Here is a 16,287-nt window from a genome sequence, read left to right on the forward strand (position 1 = left end):
CACCACCTGACGGTGTGACTACGGGACGGGAAGCGCCTGCTCGGCCCAGATCGTCTTCCCCGTGCCGGTCGGGCGGGTGCCCCAGCGGTCGGTGAGCTGGGCGACGAGGAGGAGGCCGCGGCCGCCCTCGTCGTAGGTGCGGGCCCGGCGCAGATGTGGCGAGGTGCTGCTGGCGTCGGAGACCTCGCAGATGAGGGCGCGGTCGCGGATGAGCCGGAGCTGGATGGGGGCGCCGCCGTAGCGGATGGCGTTGGTGACCAGTTCGCTGACGACGAGCTCGGTGACGAAGGCGGCCTCGTCGAGCCCCCACGCCGTGAGCTGCTCGGTGGCGTACTGCCGGGCGGTGGCCACCACCGCGGGATCGGCGGGCAGGTCCCAGACGGCGACCTGCCCGGTGTCCAGGCCGCGGGTGCGGGCCAGCAGCAGGGCCACGTCGTCGGCGGGGCGCTCCGGGAGAAGAGCCCTGAGTACGTTGTCGCAGGCGTCCTCCAGGTTCCTGGCCGGGGCCGCCAGGGCGGCGCACAGTGCGGCGGTGCCCGCGTCCACGTCGAGGTCGCGGGCCTCCACGAGCCCGTCCGTGTAGAGGGCGAGTACCGCGCCCTCGGGCACGTCCAGCTCGGTGGACTCGAACGGCAGGCCGCCGACGCCGAGCATCGGCCCCGCGCTCACCTCGACGACCTCGACGGTTCCGTCCGGGAACAGCACGACGGGCGGCGGGTGCCCCGCGGAGGCGATCGTGCAGTGCTGGGACACCGGGTCGTACACGGCGTACAGACAGGTCGCGCCGATCTCGGCGCCCACCCCGCTGTCGTCGGCCGCCAAGTGCTCGACCAGATCGTCCAGGTGGGTCAGCAGCTCGTCCGGGGGCAGGTCGACATCGGCCAGCGTCCATACCGCCGTACGCAGCCGGCCCATCGTGACGGAGGCGTGGATGCCGTGTCCGACGACGTCTCCGACGATCAGTGCCACCCGCGTGCCGGACAGCGGGATCACGTCGAACCAGTCGCCGCCGACGCCCGCCTGGGACAGCGCCGGAAGGTACCGGGAGGCGAACTCGACCGCGGCCTGGCCCGCCACCGCCTGGGGCAGCAGGCTGCGCTGGAGGGCCAGCGCGGTCGTGTGCTCCTTGGTGTAGCGGCGGGCGTTGTCCACGCAGACCGCGGCGCGGGCGGCCAGCTCCCGTGCGAGCGACACGTCGTCCTGGTCGAAGGGGTCGGGGCTCTGCGGGGTGAGGAGCCGTACGAAGACCGACACCCCGAGCGTCGTACCGCGTGCCACCAGCGGTACGGCCATCAGGGAGAAGTCGACGTTGTCGCTCTCCCGCAGTCTGGCGGAGCGGCCGTCGTGCCGTGCGACCCAGTCGTCGAGGTCCGCCTCGCCGGTTCTGGTGAGCACCGCGTGGCCGGTGGCCAGCGCGCGGGCCGGCGGCGAGGAGGGCGGATAGACGTCCGCGGTGCCCAGACCGATCGCCGCCTCGGGCACCCCGGCGGTGAGGGAGTGGTGGGCGACGCGGCGCAGCTCCAGATCGTCGCCCACCGGGCCGACGGCGGGTTCCTCGCCCTGGAGCACCGAGTCCAGCAGGTCCACGCTGACGAAGTCCGCCAGCCGGGGCACCGCAAGTTCTGCCAGCTCCCGGGCGGTGTGGATCACGTCCAGCTTGGTGCCGATGCCGGTGGCGGCCTTGTTCAGCAGGGCGAGCCGCTCTTTGGCCCCGTGCTGCTCGCTGCTGTCGAACGCGGCCAGCGCGACCCCGAGCAGCTGCCCCGAAGGGTCGCGCAGCGGCCACATCTCGGTGTTCCAGGCGTGCATCCGCATCCCGGAGGGCGCGCGGGTCCAGCTCTCGTAGTGCACCGGTTGTCCGGTCTCGACGACCTGCCGGAGGTGGCTCAGGAAGCCTCGGCTGTGCTCCGCGTCCTCCACGGTGTCGGGGAAGAAGCGGCCGGTGAACTCCGTCTCCGGCCGGCCCATGATCCGGCACGCCGTGTCGTTCATCCGCAGATACCGCTGTCCGGTGTCGAAGATCGACATCGATATCGACGCCTGCCGGAACGCCAGCTCACCCAGCACACGACGCTCGTCGTCCGGCGCCGCGGAGATCACATATCCCCCCGGCTCCCCCTTGGCGCCCCGCAGCGGGCACACCCGCAGGGCCAGCTCCGTCCGCCGCCCGTCCCGACGCCGTACGGTCACCACCGCGCCGCCGCACGTCCGCAGCTCCCGCCGGACCGCGTCGGCGTCCCCGTCCACCAGCTCCGACACCGGCCGTCCGGTGATCTCCTCCGCCGTATATCCCGTCAGCAGGCGAGCCCCCTGGCTCCAGCCCGTGACGACTCCGTGTGCGTCGACCACCGCCATGGCGTCACCGGCCGCGCTCTCCCGCCCCGCATCGCCCGGCAATATCACCATATGTACAAGAATGATGCGATCGGTCAGCGGCATCAACCCAAGGGCCGGGGCGGCACGCAGCTGCCGCTCGCCGCCCGGGGCGGCGGCTTCGGCCTGGTCGGCCTGACCGAACGCGTCACCGCGCTCGGCGGCGAACTGCGCACCGGCCCGAGCCCCGACGACGGCTGGGAGGTCGTGGCCCTGCTGCCGGCCGCGGGGCCGGGCGTGAACGTCTACGCCTGACGGGGGCGGCTGTCGCCGGGCACGTCCACCCGGGCCGCCAGCCCGGCGATCAGCAGCTCGATGCCGTAGTCGAACTCGGCGTCGTGGTCGCCGACGGCCAAGTAGGGCGCGACGGCGGCCAGCAGAGGGTCGCCCGTTGCCGTGATCTCCTCCATCCGCTGCTCGGCGTGACCGGGTTCCCAGGTGCCCAGGGAGATGGCGTGGCCCAGTTCCCGCATGATCGTGCCGACGATGTACGCGGCGTAGCTGCGCAGCGCGTGGACCGCTTCCTCCGGCGGAAGTCCGAGGTCGGTGAAGCCGGCCAGTGCGGAGCGGATGGTCTCCAGGGCCGCCGGTGACTTCGTCGGCCTGGTCAGGACCAGGGGAAAGGCTTTGGGGTGCCGGAGCGCGGTGGCCCGGAAGGCGGTCGCGTGCGCCCGTACGCGATCCTGCCAGGGGCCGGTGTCCGACGCCGAGAAGTCGACCTCGGCGAGCAGCGCCTCGGCGACGCCGTCGAGCAGCGCCTCCTTGTTGGGGACGTGGTTGTAGAGCGACATCGCCTCGACGCCGAGCTCGGTGGCGAGCTTCCGCAGCGAGAAGGAGTCGGGCCCGTCCCGGTCGATCATCGTCACCGCCGCGGCGATCACCTTGTCGCGCGTCAGGCCGAGCCGTCTGCCGCGGCCGGTGCCCTGGGCCTTCATCTGGTCACTCTCCCCTGTGCGCGTGCCTGTGCGCATGCCGTGGTCAGGGCGATCCTGCCAGACGCCGGACATGACTTACACCGCAAGTCCAGCGTCGCGAAGAACCGCGACCATCACGCCCGCCCCGCCGAGCCGTACCGACGCGGGGATCCCGGCCCGGCGATCTTCTCGACTCACGATCCGGTGCTGTACGAGAGGGCGCGGGCGCAGGCGCAACGACCGCGCGGAGCGCCGTACGGCCGTGGTGTTCTCGGCCGTGTGAAGTAGGCGCGAACCCGTCGCCCGCGACCGCGGATTCGGCGAGTCGCCGAACGCCTCACCGCCGTACGCCCCATGCTGACCCGGGTGGGCGGTCCCCGGACGTCCGGGAGCGGCCGTCCCCATACGCCGGTCCCGTGCCGCCCCGGAACCTATGGAGAACCATGGACGCCGACAGCAACCACCGCGACGACGCCCACCGCGACGCCCCCGTCCAGGCTCGCGCCGCCGCGCTCCTGCGCCGCCCGATGCTGTGGCTGGTGCCCACCGTCCTGACCGGGCTGCTCGCGCTGCTGCTGTCGCTGCTCTACATGGGCGGCATCGTCAACCCGAACCAGCACCTGCACGATCTGCCCATCGGCATCGTCAACGCCGACACGGGCACACCGCTGCCCGGCCAGAAGCAGAACGTGGGCACGCAGGTCACCGAGGCCGTCATCTCCGGCGACCCCTCGGGCAAGGCGGGCTGGCGCCGGCTCACCCAGGCTCAGGTCCAGGCGCAGCTGTCCTCCGGCAAGATCTACGGCGCCCTGGTCATTCCCCCGGACTTCACCACCTCCGTCGCGGCGCTCACCACCGCGAACGCCACGACCCGGCCGAAACTGACGGTGCTGACCAACCCCGGCATGGGCAGCCTGGGTTCGTCACTGGCGAGCCGGATCACCACGGCGGCCGCCCAGCAGGCCTCCACGACCATCGGCAAGCAGCTGACGGCGGCGCCCGCCGCCGCGCAGGCCGACTCCACCACGCGTCTGCTGCTGGCCGACCCGGTCCAGGTCATCACCGCGGTCGGCCACCCCATCGGCGAGCACAGCGGCCTGGGGCTGAGCGCGTTCTACTACACCCTGCTGCTCGTGCTGGCCGGCTTCATGGGCGGCAACCTCATCAGCACCGGCGTGGACACCGCCCTCGGCTACGCGGACAGCGAGATCGGCCCCTGGCACACCCGCCGCCCCACCGTGCCCATCAGCCGTACCCAGACGCTGCTGCTGAAGATGGTCATGACCGCCGGGATCACCGTGCTCACGACCACGCTGGTCATGCTGGCCACCATCTCGATCCTCGGCATGGACGCCTCGCATCTGCCGCTGCTGTGGATCTACTCCTACTGCGCGAGCCTCGCGGTCGGCCTGGGCGTCCAGGCCATCAACGCCGCCTTCGGCGGGATCGGGCAGCTGGTGTCCATGTTCGTGTTCATCGTGCTGGGCCTGCCGTCGTCGGGCGCCACCGTCCCGCTCCAGGCCGTCCCCGGCTTCTACCGCTTCCTGTCGATCTTCGAGCCGATGCGGCAGCTCAGCGACGGAGTGCGCGCCATCCTCTTCTTCGACGCCCGCGCCGACGCCGGTCTCTCCCGCGCCTGGATCATGATCGCGATCGGTTCCGCCCTCGCCCTCCTCTTCGGCTTCGCGATGACCCGCTACTACGACCGCAAGGGCCTGCACCGGCTGACTCCGCAGCCCGCCTGACAGCTGTGCTGAGACGGGGGCGGGCGAGCGATCAGGAGACCCGCACAGGGAGGGAGCGGTGGCCGTTGGAGATGAAGGAGTCCACTGGCCGCAAATCCTCCTGGGGGACGGCGAGTTGGAGGTCCGGGAACCGCTCGAAGAGTGCGGGGAGCGCGATCCGGGCCTCCAGGCGGCCCAGCGGGGCGCCGAGGCAGTGGTGCACGCCGTGGCCGAAGGCGAGGTGTTCCTTGTCGGCGCGGGTGACGTCGAAGCGGTCGGCGTCCTTTCCGTGCCGCTCGGGGTCGCGTCCGGCGGCGGCGTACGCGACGAGAATGGCCTCGCCCTTGCCGATGAACGCCCCTTCCGGACCGCCCAGTTCGGCGATGTCGAGGTCCTCCACGGCATACCTCAGCGGCAGGCTGGCGACCGGCGCGTCGACCCGCAGTGTCTCCTCGACCACGTCCTCCCACGAGGCCCGGCCGTCCCGCACCGCCGCGAGCTGCTCGGGATGGGTGAGCAGAGCGTGGACGGCGTTGTCGATGAGGTTGACCGTGGTCTCGTGCCCCGCGCTGATCATCAGCACCAGGGTGTCGAGCAGTTCCTGCTCGCTCAGCCGGGTGTCGCCCTCCTCGTCGCGGGCCGCGATCAGGCCGGTGGTCAGGTCGTCACCGGGCGACTCCCGCTTGGCGGCGACGAGTTCGGCCAGGACGACGTACAACCGCTCGTACGCGGCGGTCATCTCACCCGGGTCGGCGGAGGTGTCGAAGAGGCGGTCCACCAGCCGTCGCAGCTCGGGTCCCCGCTCCTCGGGCAGGCCGAACAGCTCACTGATCACCTGGATCGGCAGCGGGTAGCAGAACTCCTCGCGCAGATCGACGGCCCGGGACCCGCGCCCGGCCTCCTCGATCCGGTCCAGCAGCTGCGCGGTGATCTCCTCGATACGTGGCTGGAGCGCGGCCGTCCGGCGTGCGGTGAACGCCTTGGAGACCAGAACGCGCAGGCGTTTGTGCTCGCCGCCGTACGTGGTGAACATGTTCCGTACGGCGACCCAGGTGAACAGCGGCCACTCCGGCGTGATCTCTCCGCGGGCGAACCGGGGCCAGTGCTGCCGGGCGTCCTTGGACACCCGGGGATCGGTCAGCAGCCGCTTGAGCAACTCCGGACTGCTCACCGCCCAGGCCTCCACACCACCGGGCAGCGCCACCCGCGTCACCGGCCCGGCCTCGCGGATACGGGCGGCTTCTCGGTGAATGTCGCGCCCGGTCGCGTCGATCACTAAGGGACTTGGATTTCCCACGAGGAGCCTCCCTGGCCCGCGAACGTCGATACGGCACGTCACGCTACGCGAGGGTACGGTGCCTCAGCGAGACCGCCTGGGCGTCCGGTGCGTACTAGGGCAACTTCCCGCCACGTACGGGGGTAACTCCCCTGCGCGTACAGGCCAGTCGGTGAGGGGTGTGGTGCTCGGAAATTGCGGAAGGAAATTGCGGAAGTTCCGCGACGCGCGCAGTCTGAAGGTAGTGCACCCTGCCCTGCGACCCTGAGGGTGGCGGGCGGTGCGGAGGAGGATCGTCATGACGCACTATGCCGCCCCTTCCTCTCCGAAGGGGAAAGGCCTCCATATTTCCCTGGACGTGTCCCGCGACTGGCCGTTGCTGGCTTCCGCGGTAACTGCCTTTCTCAGCTTCCTCATGCTCTTCGTTCCCTGGATATCGGGCTACGTCAGTCCCAACGCCTTCGGTACAGGGATGCAGGCGGCTGGACCCGCACTGATCATCGTCATGGTGACCGCCGTCCTCGCGCTGGAATTCATGGCTCTGGCGGTGGACCGGAAATACGAGCCCGTGGCTCTGATTCCCGCGAGCTGTCTTCTGGTGGTCTACATCATGAAGCTCGGCGACGTGGGCGACCTGATCAACTTCAATCAGCAAGTCACCGGGATAAGTGTGGGCTCCATCGGGGTCGGTCTCTGGCTCGGTTTCTTTTTCGCCCTGGCAACCTTGATATTTCTCATTCTGTCCCTGGTGCTGGCCGCGAGGGCGCGACCGGGGCAAGCGTCCCGGCAGTCCCCGCCACCGCCCCCCGCGTATCCGCCGCGGCCACCTACGGAGTAGCCGCGAGGAGTTTTGAGGCGATGCCCGCCTTGAGCGGTAGGCAGGTCTCGCTACGCCGTTCGGCGCGGGCGCAACCGCAACCGCCGCCGGCGCGGTTCCTGGTCCGGGAGCCAGCCGAAGGTGAGGCAGCTGCCGATGGCTCCGAGCAGGAGGCCGATGAGGAAGCCGCCGAGGTTGGAGGTGAGCCAGGTACCGAGGGAGAGCAGGATGCCGAGGAGGGAGTAGAAGAGTCGCTGGGCCGGGTTGAAGAGGATCAGCAGTCCGCACAGGAGCATCAGGGTGGGGAGCAGATAGCCCGCCAGGCCCTGCATGCCGATGTGCATGACGACCTTCAGGGACGCCTTCTCGGTGAGGAGGATCTCCGCCCCGGCCAGAGTGAGCAGCAGCCCGCCCCAGAAGGGGCGGTGCGCGCGCCACTGCCGGAAACCGGATCGCAGGTTCCGGACGGAGGACATCAGCAACCCGAGTCGCTGAAGCGGAGCTTGAGACCGGGGAGCTTGAACACCGCTGCCGTGGTCGCGTAGTTGGTCTGCCGCAGGTTCCCGATGTGCACGGTGTCGGCCTGCTGGCTGAACACTCCCTTGGGGCCCTGGACTCCGGCCTTGTCGAGTGTGCTGGCGTCGTTGCCGATCTCGATGTTGCCGAAGGACGCGTCGCCCGACAGCTCCGTCGAGTCGGTGGTGAGGTGGCTCGCCTCCACCTTGTCCGCTCCACTGCCCGCCGTGATGAGCAGGTTCGTACCGCCCAGGTCGACGCTCTGGCACAGCTTGGTGAGCGTCGCGCTCTTGATCGCGGAGGTGACGATCAGGACCTGGCCGCCGGTGTCGCCGGCGTTCGGGCTGTCGTCCGCCATGTTGTCGAGGCCGCCGAACTGCTCGAAGCCCGTGCCGTTGAGCTCCGTTGCGGTGACCGTGAACGGCATGCCGGAGATGGCGAACTGGACGCCGAGCGCGCCCTGGGCGGTGAGGATCATCAATCCCGCGGCGATCGCGGTGGCGGGCACCGCCATCACGGCGGCGCGGCGCAGGCGAACCCGCCCGCGTCTGTCCGGACTGTCGGCGGCTGAACCGCTTTCTGTGTTCTCTGGGGTCTCGGGGCTGGAACCGTTGGACGCCGTGGCGTCCGAGGACGAGGCCATGTCTGCTCCCTGGGCATGTTCGATGCGGGTAGGGGTCCAGTGGCCCGTTGTCCTGGCGCGGACAGCGGCTGCCGCGCACGCCTCCTCGCCTCTCCCGGCTCGGGCAAGGGCTTTCTGGTTACGCAGCAGTAGCCGCCGAGGAAGTTACCCGGGGTTACATTCACGGGTCAAGGGACTTGTGGGAAAAGGGTGTTGGTTGTGTCGCACCTGTGAGTACGGCATGGCGACAGGGCCGCGTTGACCTTCAACTTCCTTGCTACGCCTTGACGTTGACCATTCATCAGGTCTACAACTCTCCCTTGTTTCCCATGGATCCGTGGCGCCGGATCCATTGCGCGACGCGCAGGTCACCTCCCGGCCCCCACCCCTTCCCGGGGCATGCCGTGACACGTCTGAACGCGCGGAGCGCCACCTCGTCCCACCCCCCACCCCGCGGCACCGGCACGGTCGCCTTCCCCCCTGGGCCGTGCCCGGTCGCCCGGCTGTCGCTGCCGGCCCGTGGCGCACGGAGAAGGCGCCACGGACCGGCAGCGGTCTCTCCGTTCACCCCCGCACACGCATGTCCCGCACGCACACCTGCGTCAAGGCACCCCACACCCCCCTTCGGAGAAGAGGCACCCCCATGCGTACTCGATCCCTCCTTGCCCTTGTCGGCGTCGTCGCGGCCCTCTCGGTGTCCGCGACCGTCCCCGCCTCCGCGGCCGACACCCCGGTGCTCACCACCGGCAGCGCCGGCGGAACCGCCGTGGCCACCGGTGACGTCCTCAGTGCCTCGCTGGCGAGCGGCACCGCGGCCACGCTCTACTCCAGCAGCACCGGCACGAGCGGCGTCTCCTGCTCCGCGTCGACCTTCACCGCCACCGTCACCGACAACCCGGCGGCCCCCGGTACGGCGACCGAGTCGCTCACCGGGCACACCTTCGACAGCAGTACTTGCACCAGCAACGTCGTCGGCGTGCTCGGCGTCACCAGCATCACGGTCGACAACCTGCCGTACACCACCACGGTGGCCTCCGACGGCACCGTCACCGTCACTCCGGCCGCCGGCTCCGTCATCCAGACCACGGTCAAGCTGCGCACCCTGCTGGGCAGCATCACCTGCGTCTACCAGGCGTCCAGCCTGTCCGGCACGGCGAGCAACACGGACAACAGCATCGCCTTCACCAACCAGCAGTTCGCGAAGACCTCCGGCTCGTCCCTGTGCTTCAGCAGCGGCTACTTCACCGCCAAGTACGCGCCCGTACAGGACACCAGCCAGTCCGGCAGCCCGTCGGTCTACGTCAACTGACCGATTCGAGGCCTGAGTTCAACTCGGCCTTCGGGCCCGGTCGATTCAGCGGCGGCGCCGGAGTGAGACGGCGGCGCCCGCGGTGAGAAGCAGCGCCGCGGTTCCCCCGGCGATGAGGGGGAGCGCGGCGCTGCTGCCGCCCGATGTGCTGTCGGCGGCCGGCGCCAGGTGATCCGGCGCGGTCGCCTCGGCCTGTGACGTGGTCGCCGGCGTCGGCGAGGCGGTCGTCGGTGACGGCGAAGCCTTCGTCGGCGTGGGCGTGGGTTCCTGCTCGGCCGGTGCCGTCGTCTCCTGGGCGCCCTCGGCGCTCGTCCCCGCCTGCCGTGTGGGCGTCGGCGTCGCGCGCCCGCCCGACATCACCACGTCCGAGCACGAGTAGTACGTATCCGTCGTGCTCGAGTTCTGCCAGATCGTGTAGAGCATCTGACGGCCGGTCCGGTCGGACGGCAGCGTGGCCTTGATGCGGTAGGCGCCGTTCACCAGAGCCGGGTCGGTGGCCGTGGCGAACGGCTGCGCCGGCAGGTCGGACCACTTCAGGGGCCGGGCCGGGTCGTAACCCGGCTTGGTCAGATACAGCTTGAAGGTCCCCGTGTGCGGAATCGTCGAGCTGTACGTGAGGGTGAAGGTGCCGCCGGGAGTGAGCCGGGTCGACGGCCAGTCCGCGCGGGCGAGGTCGAGGCCCTTGTAGGCGGCGAGGCCCCCGCTGCACAACTGCCCGTCGGGGATCACCTGGCGGTCCCTGCCGTTGACGCCGGCCACCCGGAGGTTGTCCCAGGCGGTGAAGGGCGCGCCGTTCGCGGCGATCGCCGCCTTGCAGGCCGCGGTCCGGATCAGGCTGCCGCCCTCGGGCGAGCACGCCGCCACCCGGCTGACCGGATACGTCGGCGCGCCGTGCGCCTGGGCGGGTCCCGCGGCCCAGGTCGCGAGGAGCAGCGGAGCCGCCACGGCGACAGCGGCCGCGGTGGCGGTGCGGTAGGCGGTCATCCGGTGGGTCTCCTCGGTACGTCGGCGAAGCGGATCGGGATTCCGCCGCCATGGCTGAGCGCCGTCAGGCGGAAGCCACCGCGCGCGGCATGGACGTACTCCTCGCCCGGGGCACCGTGAAGTACGGGTCCGCGCGGCCGTACGTTCAGAGCGGGGGCGCGGTGCCGTACGGCACCCCCGCGATAGGTGCGAAACGGAACCTTCCGGCGAACTGGCCGCATACGAGGGTCGGATACCAGCCAGATCGAGGGTTTCCCCTATATCTCTCTTACCTGCTCTTTGCCTATCGTTCGAGCACAGCCGACCCACAGGTAACCCCTCACCGGGTCGTACGCGCATGGCCGGCCACCGCGCCGCTTTCTGGTTCTGCACCCCCCGCCGCTTCGACGACGAAGCGAATCGACCGCTGCTCCGCATCGCACCGCGCTGCCCGGAGCCGGCCCCGAAAGGCAAGCCCTTGCGTCTCTCCCCCACCCGCGACGCCCGACGGAAGCTGATCTCCGTCGCCGCGATATCCGCCGCCCTGCTGGCCGGAATGACCACCACGGTGGCCGCTCAGACGTCCACGTCCCCCGCTGCCCCCACCTCCACCTCTACGGAGAAGGCGGACGTCACTCCCGCCGCGCAGGCCGCCGCCGCGCCCGCCGAGCGCCTGATCGTCGGCTACAAGTCCGGCGCCGCCGAGGCGAAGTCCAACAAGGCCGCCGACGCCGACGCCGTGGCGAAGGGCAAGAAGGCGGGCGAGGACCTCGACTTCCAGCGCCGTCTCGGCACCGGTGCCGCCCTGGTCGACCTCGGCGCCGAGCTCAAGAAGGCGGACGTCGCCGACGTCATTGCGCAGTACCAGGCCGACCCGCAGGTCGCGTACGTCGTCCCCGACCGGCTGAACAAGCCGCAGGCGGACCCGAACGACACCGAGTACAGCAAGCAGTGGGACCTGTTCGAGTCCACGGCGGGCATGCGCGTCCCGGGTGCCTGGTCCACCTCCACCGGCAGCGGCGTGACCGTCGCCGTCATCGACACCGGTTACGTGGCGCACTCCGACGTCGCCGCGAACATCGTCGGCGGCTACGACTTCATCTCCGACACGGCGGTCTCGGTCGACGGCGACGGACGCGACAGCAACCCGGCCGACCCGGGCGACTGGTACGCGACCGACGAGTGCGGCACCGGCACCGGCTCCAGCAGCTCCTCCTGGCACGGCACCCACGTCGCGGGCACCATCGCCGCCGTCACCAACAACAGCAAGGGCGTCGCGGGCATCGCGTACAACGCGAAGATCTCCCCGCTGCGCGTCCTCGGCAAGTGCGGTGGCTACGACTCCGACATCATCGACGCCATCACCTGGGCGTCCGGCGGCACGGTGTCCGGCGTCCCGGCCAACACCAACGTCGCCAAGGTCATCAACATGAGCCTCGGCGGCTCCGGTGCCTGCACCTCCGCCACCCAGACCGCCATCAACGGCGCCGTGAACCGCGGTACGACGGTCGTCGTCGCGGCGGGCAACGACAACGACAACGCCTCCAAGTACTCCCCGGCGAGCTGCAGCAACGTCATCACCGTCGCCGCGACCGGCCGCAGCGGCTCCCGGGCCTCGTACTCCAACTACGGCTCGATCGTGGACATCTCGGCCCCGGGCGGCGACATGAGCACCGCCACCGCCAACGGCATCTACTCCACGCTCAACTCCGGCACGAAGACCGCGTCCACGGAGTCGTACGCGTACTACCAGGGCACCAGCATGGCCACCCCGCACATCGTCGGCCTCGTGGCGCTGATGAAGTCGGCGAACCCGTCGCTGACCCCGGCGCAGATCGAGTCGGCCATCAAGACCAACGCCCGTGCCCTGCCCGGCACGTGCTCCGGCGGCTGCGGCGCCGGTCTCGCGGACGCGACCAAGACCGTCCAGGCGGTGGCGACGAGCGGCGGCTCCACCGGCGGCACCACCTTCTCCAGCACCGCGGCCGTCTCCATCCCGGACGCCGGCTCCGCCGTCGAGTCCCCGATCACGGTCAGCGGCCGCAGCGGCAACGCGCCCTCCACCCTCCAGGTCGGCGTCGACATCACCCACACCTACCGCGGTGACCTGGTGATCGACCTGGTCGCCCCGGACGGTTCGACCTACCGCCTGAAGTCCTCCAGCACCTCGGACTCCGCGGACAACGTCAGTGCCACGTACACGGTCGACGCCTCCAGCGAGACGGCGAACGGCACCTGGAAGCTCCGCGTCCAGGACACGGCCGCGCAGGACACCGGCACGATCAACAGCTGGAAGCTGACCTTCTGACCCAGCCGACCTGCTGAGCTCTACGGGGGGAGGGGCCGTCCGGCGCGGAATCGCGTCGGCCGGCCCCTTCTGCTCAGCCGGTACGGTGAGCCGCATGCCCGAGACCAGCGAGTCCAGTGAGACCGGCGACCCCAGCGTGATCCTCAGCAACACAGTGGGTTCGTTCCCCTGGAGCGTGCTGGCCGAGCGGCATCCGGCGCTCATCCGCAAGGTGCGGGACGCCTTCCCGTACGGCCCCGAACAGCACCGCGCGCTCGACGCCCTGCTGAAGAGCGGCTCCGAGGGCGTCATCGAACCCCTCGGAGCCGAAGCGGAGGACCGCGAGCAGTGGGAGACCTGGGGGCTGGAGTACTTCGGCCGCTCCTGGTTCGACGTGCCCTTCCTGTGGTCCGAGAGCTACTTCTACCGCCAACTCCTGGAAGCCGTAGGCTACTTCGCCCCGGGACCGTGGAAGGGCATCGACCCCTTTCGCCCCTTCAAACTCGCGGAGCTGGACACCCCCGAGGCGGACGAGGAACTCGCCGCACTCGACGAACTCGCCCTCCGGCCGGCCGAGGACCAGGAGGAGGCGCTGCTGCACGGCTCACTGTGGGGCAACCGTGCGGACCTCGGCTTCAGCCTGGCGGGCGGGGTGGGGGAGCAGGCCGACTTCCAACTCGTCGCGAACGACAGCGAGTTGCTCCGCTCGATGTTCGCCGGCGGCACCCTCTGCCTGGTCGCGGACAACGCGGGCCGGGAACTCATCCCCGACCTGCTCCTGATCGACCACCTGCTCCGCCACGGCCGCGTCGAGCGGGCCGTCCTTCACGTGAAGCCGTACCCGTACTACGTCTCGGACGCCACGACGGCGGACGTGATCGACGCGTTGCGCCGCCTGACCGCCGCGAAGGGAGCGGCAGGTGAGTCGGGCCACCGCCTCTGGTCGGCCATGGCCGACGGCCGTCTCGCGCTCCGGGCGCACCCCTTCTCCTGCGCCCCGCTGCCGTACGCCGACATGCCCGACGACCTGCGCCAGGAGTTCGCGGCGGCCGACGTGACCGTCATGAAGGGCGACCTGAACTACCGCCGCCTCATCGGCGATCGCCTCCGCCCCGCCACCACGCCGTTCGCGGTCCCCACCGCGTACTTCCCCGGCCCGGTGGCCGCCCTGCGCACCCTGAAGTCGGACGTGATCGTCGGCCTCGACACCCGCACCGAGGCCGCACTCGTCGCCGCCGAGGAACAGCGCTGGCGCACCAGCGGCACACACGCGCTGATCCAGGTCAGGACCTGAATACGGCGCGGTCTCAAGTCACCTGTAGCGGCAGTGACTTAAGGCCGTTGATGAAGTTCGAGACGAGACGGCGGGGAGGTCCGGCGGGCCGGAGGGACGGCAGGGCTCGCAAGGTCTCCTCGTACAGCACCCGGAGTTGCAGGCGGGCGAAGTGCGCGCCGAGGCACACGTGCGGGCCGTCGCCGAAGGAGACGTGCGGGTTCGGGCTCCGGGCCAGGTCGAGCCGGTGCGGGTCGGAGAAGACGCGTTCGTCGTGGTTGGCCGAGGCGTGGAAGACGACCACCTTGTCGCCCGCGCGGATACGCTGCCCGGCCAGCTCGGTGTCGACGGCCGCCGTACGGCGGAAGCTGAGGACAGGAGGATGCCATCGCAGCAACTCATCCACGGCTGTGCCGAGTTGGACGCGGCTCGCGCGTAGTTCCTCGTACGCGTCCGGATGCTCCGCCAGTGCCAGCAGGCCGCCGGGCGCCGCGCTGCGTACGGTGTCGTTGCCCGCGACCGTGAGCAGGAAGAAGAACATCTCCAGCTCGGCGGGGGCGAGTTCGGAGTCGGTGGCGAGGGTGGTCAGCACGTCGTCGCCGGGGTGGTTCCTCTTGTGGAGGGCCAGCTGCCGCGCGTACGCGAACATGTCCCGCAGCATCGCGGGGGAGCGCGGATTGACGGGCCGGCCACGTCCGTCGAGCACGGGTTCGCCCGCCTCGTCGGGGTCCTGGTAGCCGATGACGCGCTGCGTCCAGTGCAGCAGCAGCCCCCGGTCGCGCTCCGGCACGCCGAGCAGGTCGGCGAGGTTCAGCAGGGCGTAGTCGTCGGTGACGGTGGCGACAAGGTCGCAGGTGCCGTCGCCCGCGCGGGCCCTCTCCACCGCCCGCCCGAGCAGCGTACGGGCCCGCTCGCGCGCGACCGACTCGAAGTGGTCGACGCGCCGCGGCGTGAACGCCCGGCTGATCAGACGCCTCAACCGGCCGTGATCCGGAGGGTCCTGATTGAGCATCATGCGTCGGATGAACGGCAGATCGTCCGGGTCGGGATCGCGGATCTGGGTCGCTCCGAGATACGAGGAGTACGTGGCCGAGTCCTTCAGCACCCGGACCACGTCCGCGTGCCGGGTCACCGCCCAGAACCCGGGTCCCGCCGGCCAGCCGAGCACCTCGGGCTCGTGCTGCCAGGCGACCGGGTGATGGTCACGGAGCGTGCGGTACGCGGCGTGGGGGACCCCGTCGGCGTACCGCCGAGGATCGAAGACGTCCGGCACGGCCGGCGCGGTCTGCCGTGCGACGCTCACGCCCGCTCGCCCTGGTGCCCGCCGTCATTGCGGAGGAAGGCCTCCACGACGCGGATCAACTCCAGCGGGGTCTCGTCCATCGCGTAGTGGCCCGCCCCGAGCAGCTCGTGCACCTCGCCGCCCGGATACCAGCACTGCCAGGTCTCCCGCATCAGGCCCGCCGAGAGCGCGGGATCCAGCGTGCCCGTCACGGCCAGCGCGGGCACCCCGGCCCCCTCGACCTCGGCATGGAAGTCCTCCCCGGCCCAGGAGTCCAGCCAGGCACGGAACGCCTTCGCGTCGCTCAGGGCGATCGAGCGCGTGACCATCCGGTCGAGCCAGACCGCGGGACGGCGGTTGCCGGTCGTGAAGTCGATGATGGCGCGCCGGTTCTCCGGCTTGTGCGCGGCGTCGGCGAAGAGTTCCCACTGATCCGCGGGCATCGGCAGCCCCGACGCGGGCACCGGCGAGACGCCGACCAGACGGCGCAGCCGGTCCGGGGCGAGGGCCAGCAGGCGCTGGGCCACGGCACCGCCCATCGAGTGACCGATCACCGAGAACCGCTCCCAGCCGAGCCGGTCAGCCAGCTCGACGACATCGGCGGCGGCCTCGGCGGTCGTGTACGCGCCGACCGCGTCCTTCGCTTCCCCGTAGCCGCGCAGATCGACCAGCGCGTACTGGAACGTCTCGCGGTCGAGATCCGGCAGCACCGCCGCGAACGCGGACCGGTCGGCGAACCAGCCGTGCACGGCGAACACCTTGTGGGCGCCGTCGCCGTGCACTTCATGGGGGAGCACGAAGGAGGTCATGCGACCACGGTGACCGGGCGGGCGCGGGTCGGCAAGGGGGAGGACGACTGAGCAGCCCGCTTGTTCGCCCCCGCCGCCCCTACCCGTCCCATCCCTGGGGGCTGCGCCCCCAGACCCCCGCT

The 16,287-nt window shown here is 70.7% G+C and carries 13 protein-coding genes and 1 pseudogene; 6 read left to right on the forward strand and 8 right to left on the reverse strand.

The genetic code is table 11. From position 1 onward, the window contains the following. Nucleotides 1–18 precede the first annotated feature (18 nt). The gene (locus tag OG975_RS36630) at nt 19–2,406 is read right to left on the reverse strand and encodes a SpoIIE family protein phosphatase (protein ID WP_406333688.1); all 2,388 of its coding nucleotides are present in this window, start codon (nt 2,404–2,406) and stop codon (nt 19–21) included. A gap of 42 nt (nt 2,407–2,448) precedes the next feature. Between OG975_RS36630 and OG975_RS36635 the strand changes: the two are divergent. Further along, a pseudogene (locus OG975_RS36635) lies at nt 2,449–2,628 on the forward strand (sensor histidine kinase); the annotation flags it as partial. On the opposite strand, the gene OG975_RS36640 reads toward OG975_RS36635, so the two are convergent. Further along, nucleotides 2,619–3,308: a TetR/AcrR family transcriptional regulator C-terminal domain-containing protein gene (locus OG975_RS36640; RefSeq protein ID WP_406333690.1), complete on the reverse strand. Its 690-nt coding sequence runs from the start codon at nt 3,306–3,308 to the stop codon at nt 2,619–2,621. The pseudogene OG975_RS36635 and the gene OG975_RS36640 sit on opposite strands and share 10 nt — an antisense overlap. A gap of 422 nt (nt 3,309–3,730) precedes the next feature. Between OG975_RS36640 and OG975_RS36645 the strand changes: the two genes are divergently transcribed. After that, entirely contained in the window at nt 3,731–5,032 is a 1,302-nt protein-coding gene (locus tag OG975_RS36645; protein WP_406333692.1) for a YhgE/Pip domain-containing protein, read from the forward strand. Between the two features lie 31 nt (nt 5,033–5,063). Here OG975_RS36645 and OG975_RS36650 read toward each other — a convergent pair whose 3' ends face one another. Further along, entirely contained in the window at nt 5,064–6,308 is a 1,245-nt protein-coding gene (locus OG975_RS36650; RefSeq protein ID WP_406333693.1) for a cytochrome P450, read from the reverse strand. A gap of 277 nt (nt 6,309–6,585) precedes the next feature. Between OG975_RS36650 and OG975_RS36655 the strand changes: the two genes are divergently transcribed. Continuing rightward, nucleotides 6,586–7,125 carry a hypothetical protein gene (locus OG975_RS36655; RefSeq protein ID WP_406333695.1) on the forward strand — a complete coding sequence of 180 codons (540 nt, stop codon included), beginning with the start codon at nt 6,586–6,588 and terminating at the stop codon, nt 7,123–7,125. Between the two features lie 50 nt (nt 7,126–7,175). Here OG975_RS36655 and OG975_RS36660 read toward each other — a convergent pair whose 3' ends face one another. Both OG975_RS36660 and OG975_RS36665 read right to left on the reverse strand, forming a co-directional pair. Beyond that, entirely contained in the window at nt 7,176–7,580 is a 405-nt protein-coding gene (locus OG975_RS36660) for a DUF6114 domain-containing protein (protein WP_327432585.1), read from the reverse strand. Next, entirely contained in the window at nt 7,580–8,263 is a 684-nt protein-coding gene (locus OG975_RS36665) for a DUF6230 family protein (protein WP_406333696.1), read from the reverse strand. Before OG975_RS36665 ends, OG975_RS36660 begins: the two co-directional genes overlap by 1 nt. Nucleotides 8,264–8,885: 622 nt before the next feature. On the opposite strand from OG975_RS36665, the gene OG975_RS36670 reads away from it, so the two are divergent. Next, nucleotides 8,886–9,551, forward strand: a complete 666-nt coding sequence (locus OG975_RS36670) for a Tat pathway signal sequence domain protein (RefSeq protein WP_406333698.1) — start codon at nt 8,886–8,888, stop codon at nt 9,549–9,551. A gap of 45 nt (nt 9,552–9,596) precedes the next feature. Here the strand turns inward: OG975_RS36670 and OG975_RS36675 are convergent, their stop codons facing one another. Then, nucleotides 9,597–10,535, reverse strand: coding sequence for a lytic polysaccharide monooxygenase (locus OG975_RS36675; RefSeq protein WP_406333699.1), 939 nt, complete (start codon nt 10,533–10,535; stop codon nt 9,597–9,599). A 457-nt stretch (nt 10,536–10,992) separates the two neighbouring features. On the opposite strand from OG975_RS36675, the gene OG975_RS36680 reads away from it, so the two are divergent. Both OG975_RS36680 and OG975_RS36685 read left to right on the forward strand, forming a co-directional pair. Next, complete coding sequence (locus tag OG975_RS36680; protein ID WP_406333701.1) at nt 10,993–12,822, forward strand: S8 family peptidase; 1,830 nt, start codon at nt 10,993–10,995, stop codon at nt 12,820–12,822. A gap of 94 nt (nt 12,823–12,916) precedes the next feature. Beyond that, a complete protein-coding gene (locus tag OG975_RS36685) occupies nt 12,917–14,095 on the forward strand; it encodes a damage-control phosphatase ARMT1 family protein (RefSeq protein ID WP_406333703.1) in 1,179 nt (392 codons plus the stop codon). A gap of 13 nt (nt 14,096–14,108) precedes the next feature. Here OG975_RS36685 and OG975_RS36690 read toward each other — a convergent pair whose 3' ends face one another. Next, on the reverse strand, nt 14,109–15,377 hold the full coding sequence (locus tag OG975_RS36690; protein ID WP_406333705.1) for a cytochrome P450: 1,269 nt from the start codon (nt 15,375–15,377) through the stop codon (nt 14,109–14,111). Beyond that, on the reverse strand, nt 15,374–16,165 hold the full coding sequence (locus tag OG975_RS36695; RefSeq protein ID WP_406333707.1) for an alpha/beta fold hydrolase: 792 nt from the start codon (nt 16,163–16,165) through the stop codon (nt 15,374–15,376). Before OG975_RS36695 ends, OG975_RS36690 begins: the two co-directional genes overlap by 4 nt. Between the last annotated feature and the right edge of the window lie 122 nt (nt 16,166–16,287).

The organism is Streptomyces sp. NBC_00203 (assembly GCF_045206325.1).
GTDB classification, from domain to species: Bacteria; Actinomycetota; Actinomycetes; order Streptomycetales; family Streptomycetaceae; genus Streptomyces; species Streptomyces lutosisoli.

Excerpts from the sequence above, each read along its gene's own strand:
- OG975_RS36675 (WP_406333699.1), bottom strand. The coding sequence starts at position 10,535 with ATGACCGCCTACCGCACCGCCACCGCGGCCGCTGTCGCCGTGGCGGCT.
- OG975_RS36660 (WP_327432585.1), bottom strand. The coding sequence starts at position 7,580 with ATGTCCTCCGTCCGGAACCTGCGATCCGGTTTCCGGCAGTGGCGCGCG.
- OG975_RS36655 (WP_406333695.1), top strand. The coding sequence starts at position 6,586 with ATGACGCACTATGCCGCCCCTTCCTCTCCGAAGGGGAAAGGCCTCCAT.
- OG975_RS36665 (WP_406333696.1), bottom strand. The coding sequence starts at position 8,263 with ATGGCCTCGTCCTCGGACGCCACGGCGTCCAACGGTTCCAGCCCCGAG.
- OG975_RS36695 (WP_406333707.1), bottom strand. The coding sequence starts at position 16,165 with ATGACCTCCTTCGTGCTCCCCCATGAAGTGCACGGCGACGGCGCCCAC.
- OG975_RS36685 (WP_406333703.1), top strand. The coding sequence starts at position 12,917 with ATGCCCGAGACCAGCGAGTCCAGTGAGACCGGCGACCCCAGCGTGATC.
- OG975_RS36670 (WP_406333698.1), top strand. The coding sequence starts at position 8,886 with ATGCGTACTCGATCCCTCCTTGCCCTTGTCGGCGTCGTCGCGGCCCTC.
- OG975_RS36645 (WP_406333692.1), top strand. The coding sequence starts at position 3,731 with ATGGACGCCGACAGCAACCACCGCGACGACGCCCACCGCGACGCCCCC.
- OG975_RS36630 (WP_406333688.1), bottom strand. The coding sequence starts at position 2,406 with ATGGTGATATTGCCGGGCGATGCGGGGCGGGAGAGCGCGGCCGGTGAC.
- OG975_RS36640 (WP_406333690.1), bottom strand. The coding sequence starts at position 3,308 with ATGAAGGCCCAGGGCACCGGCCGCGGCAGACGGCTCGGCCTGACGCGC.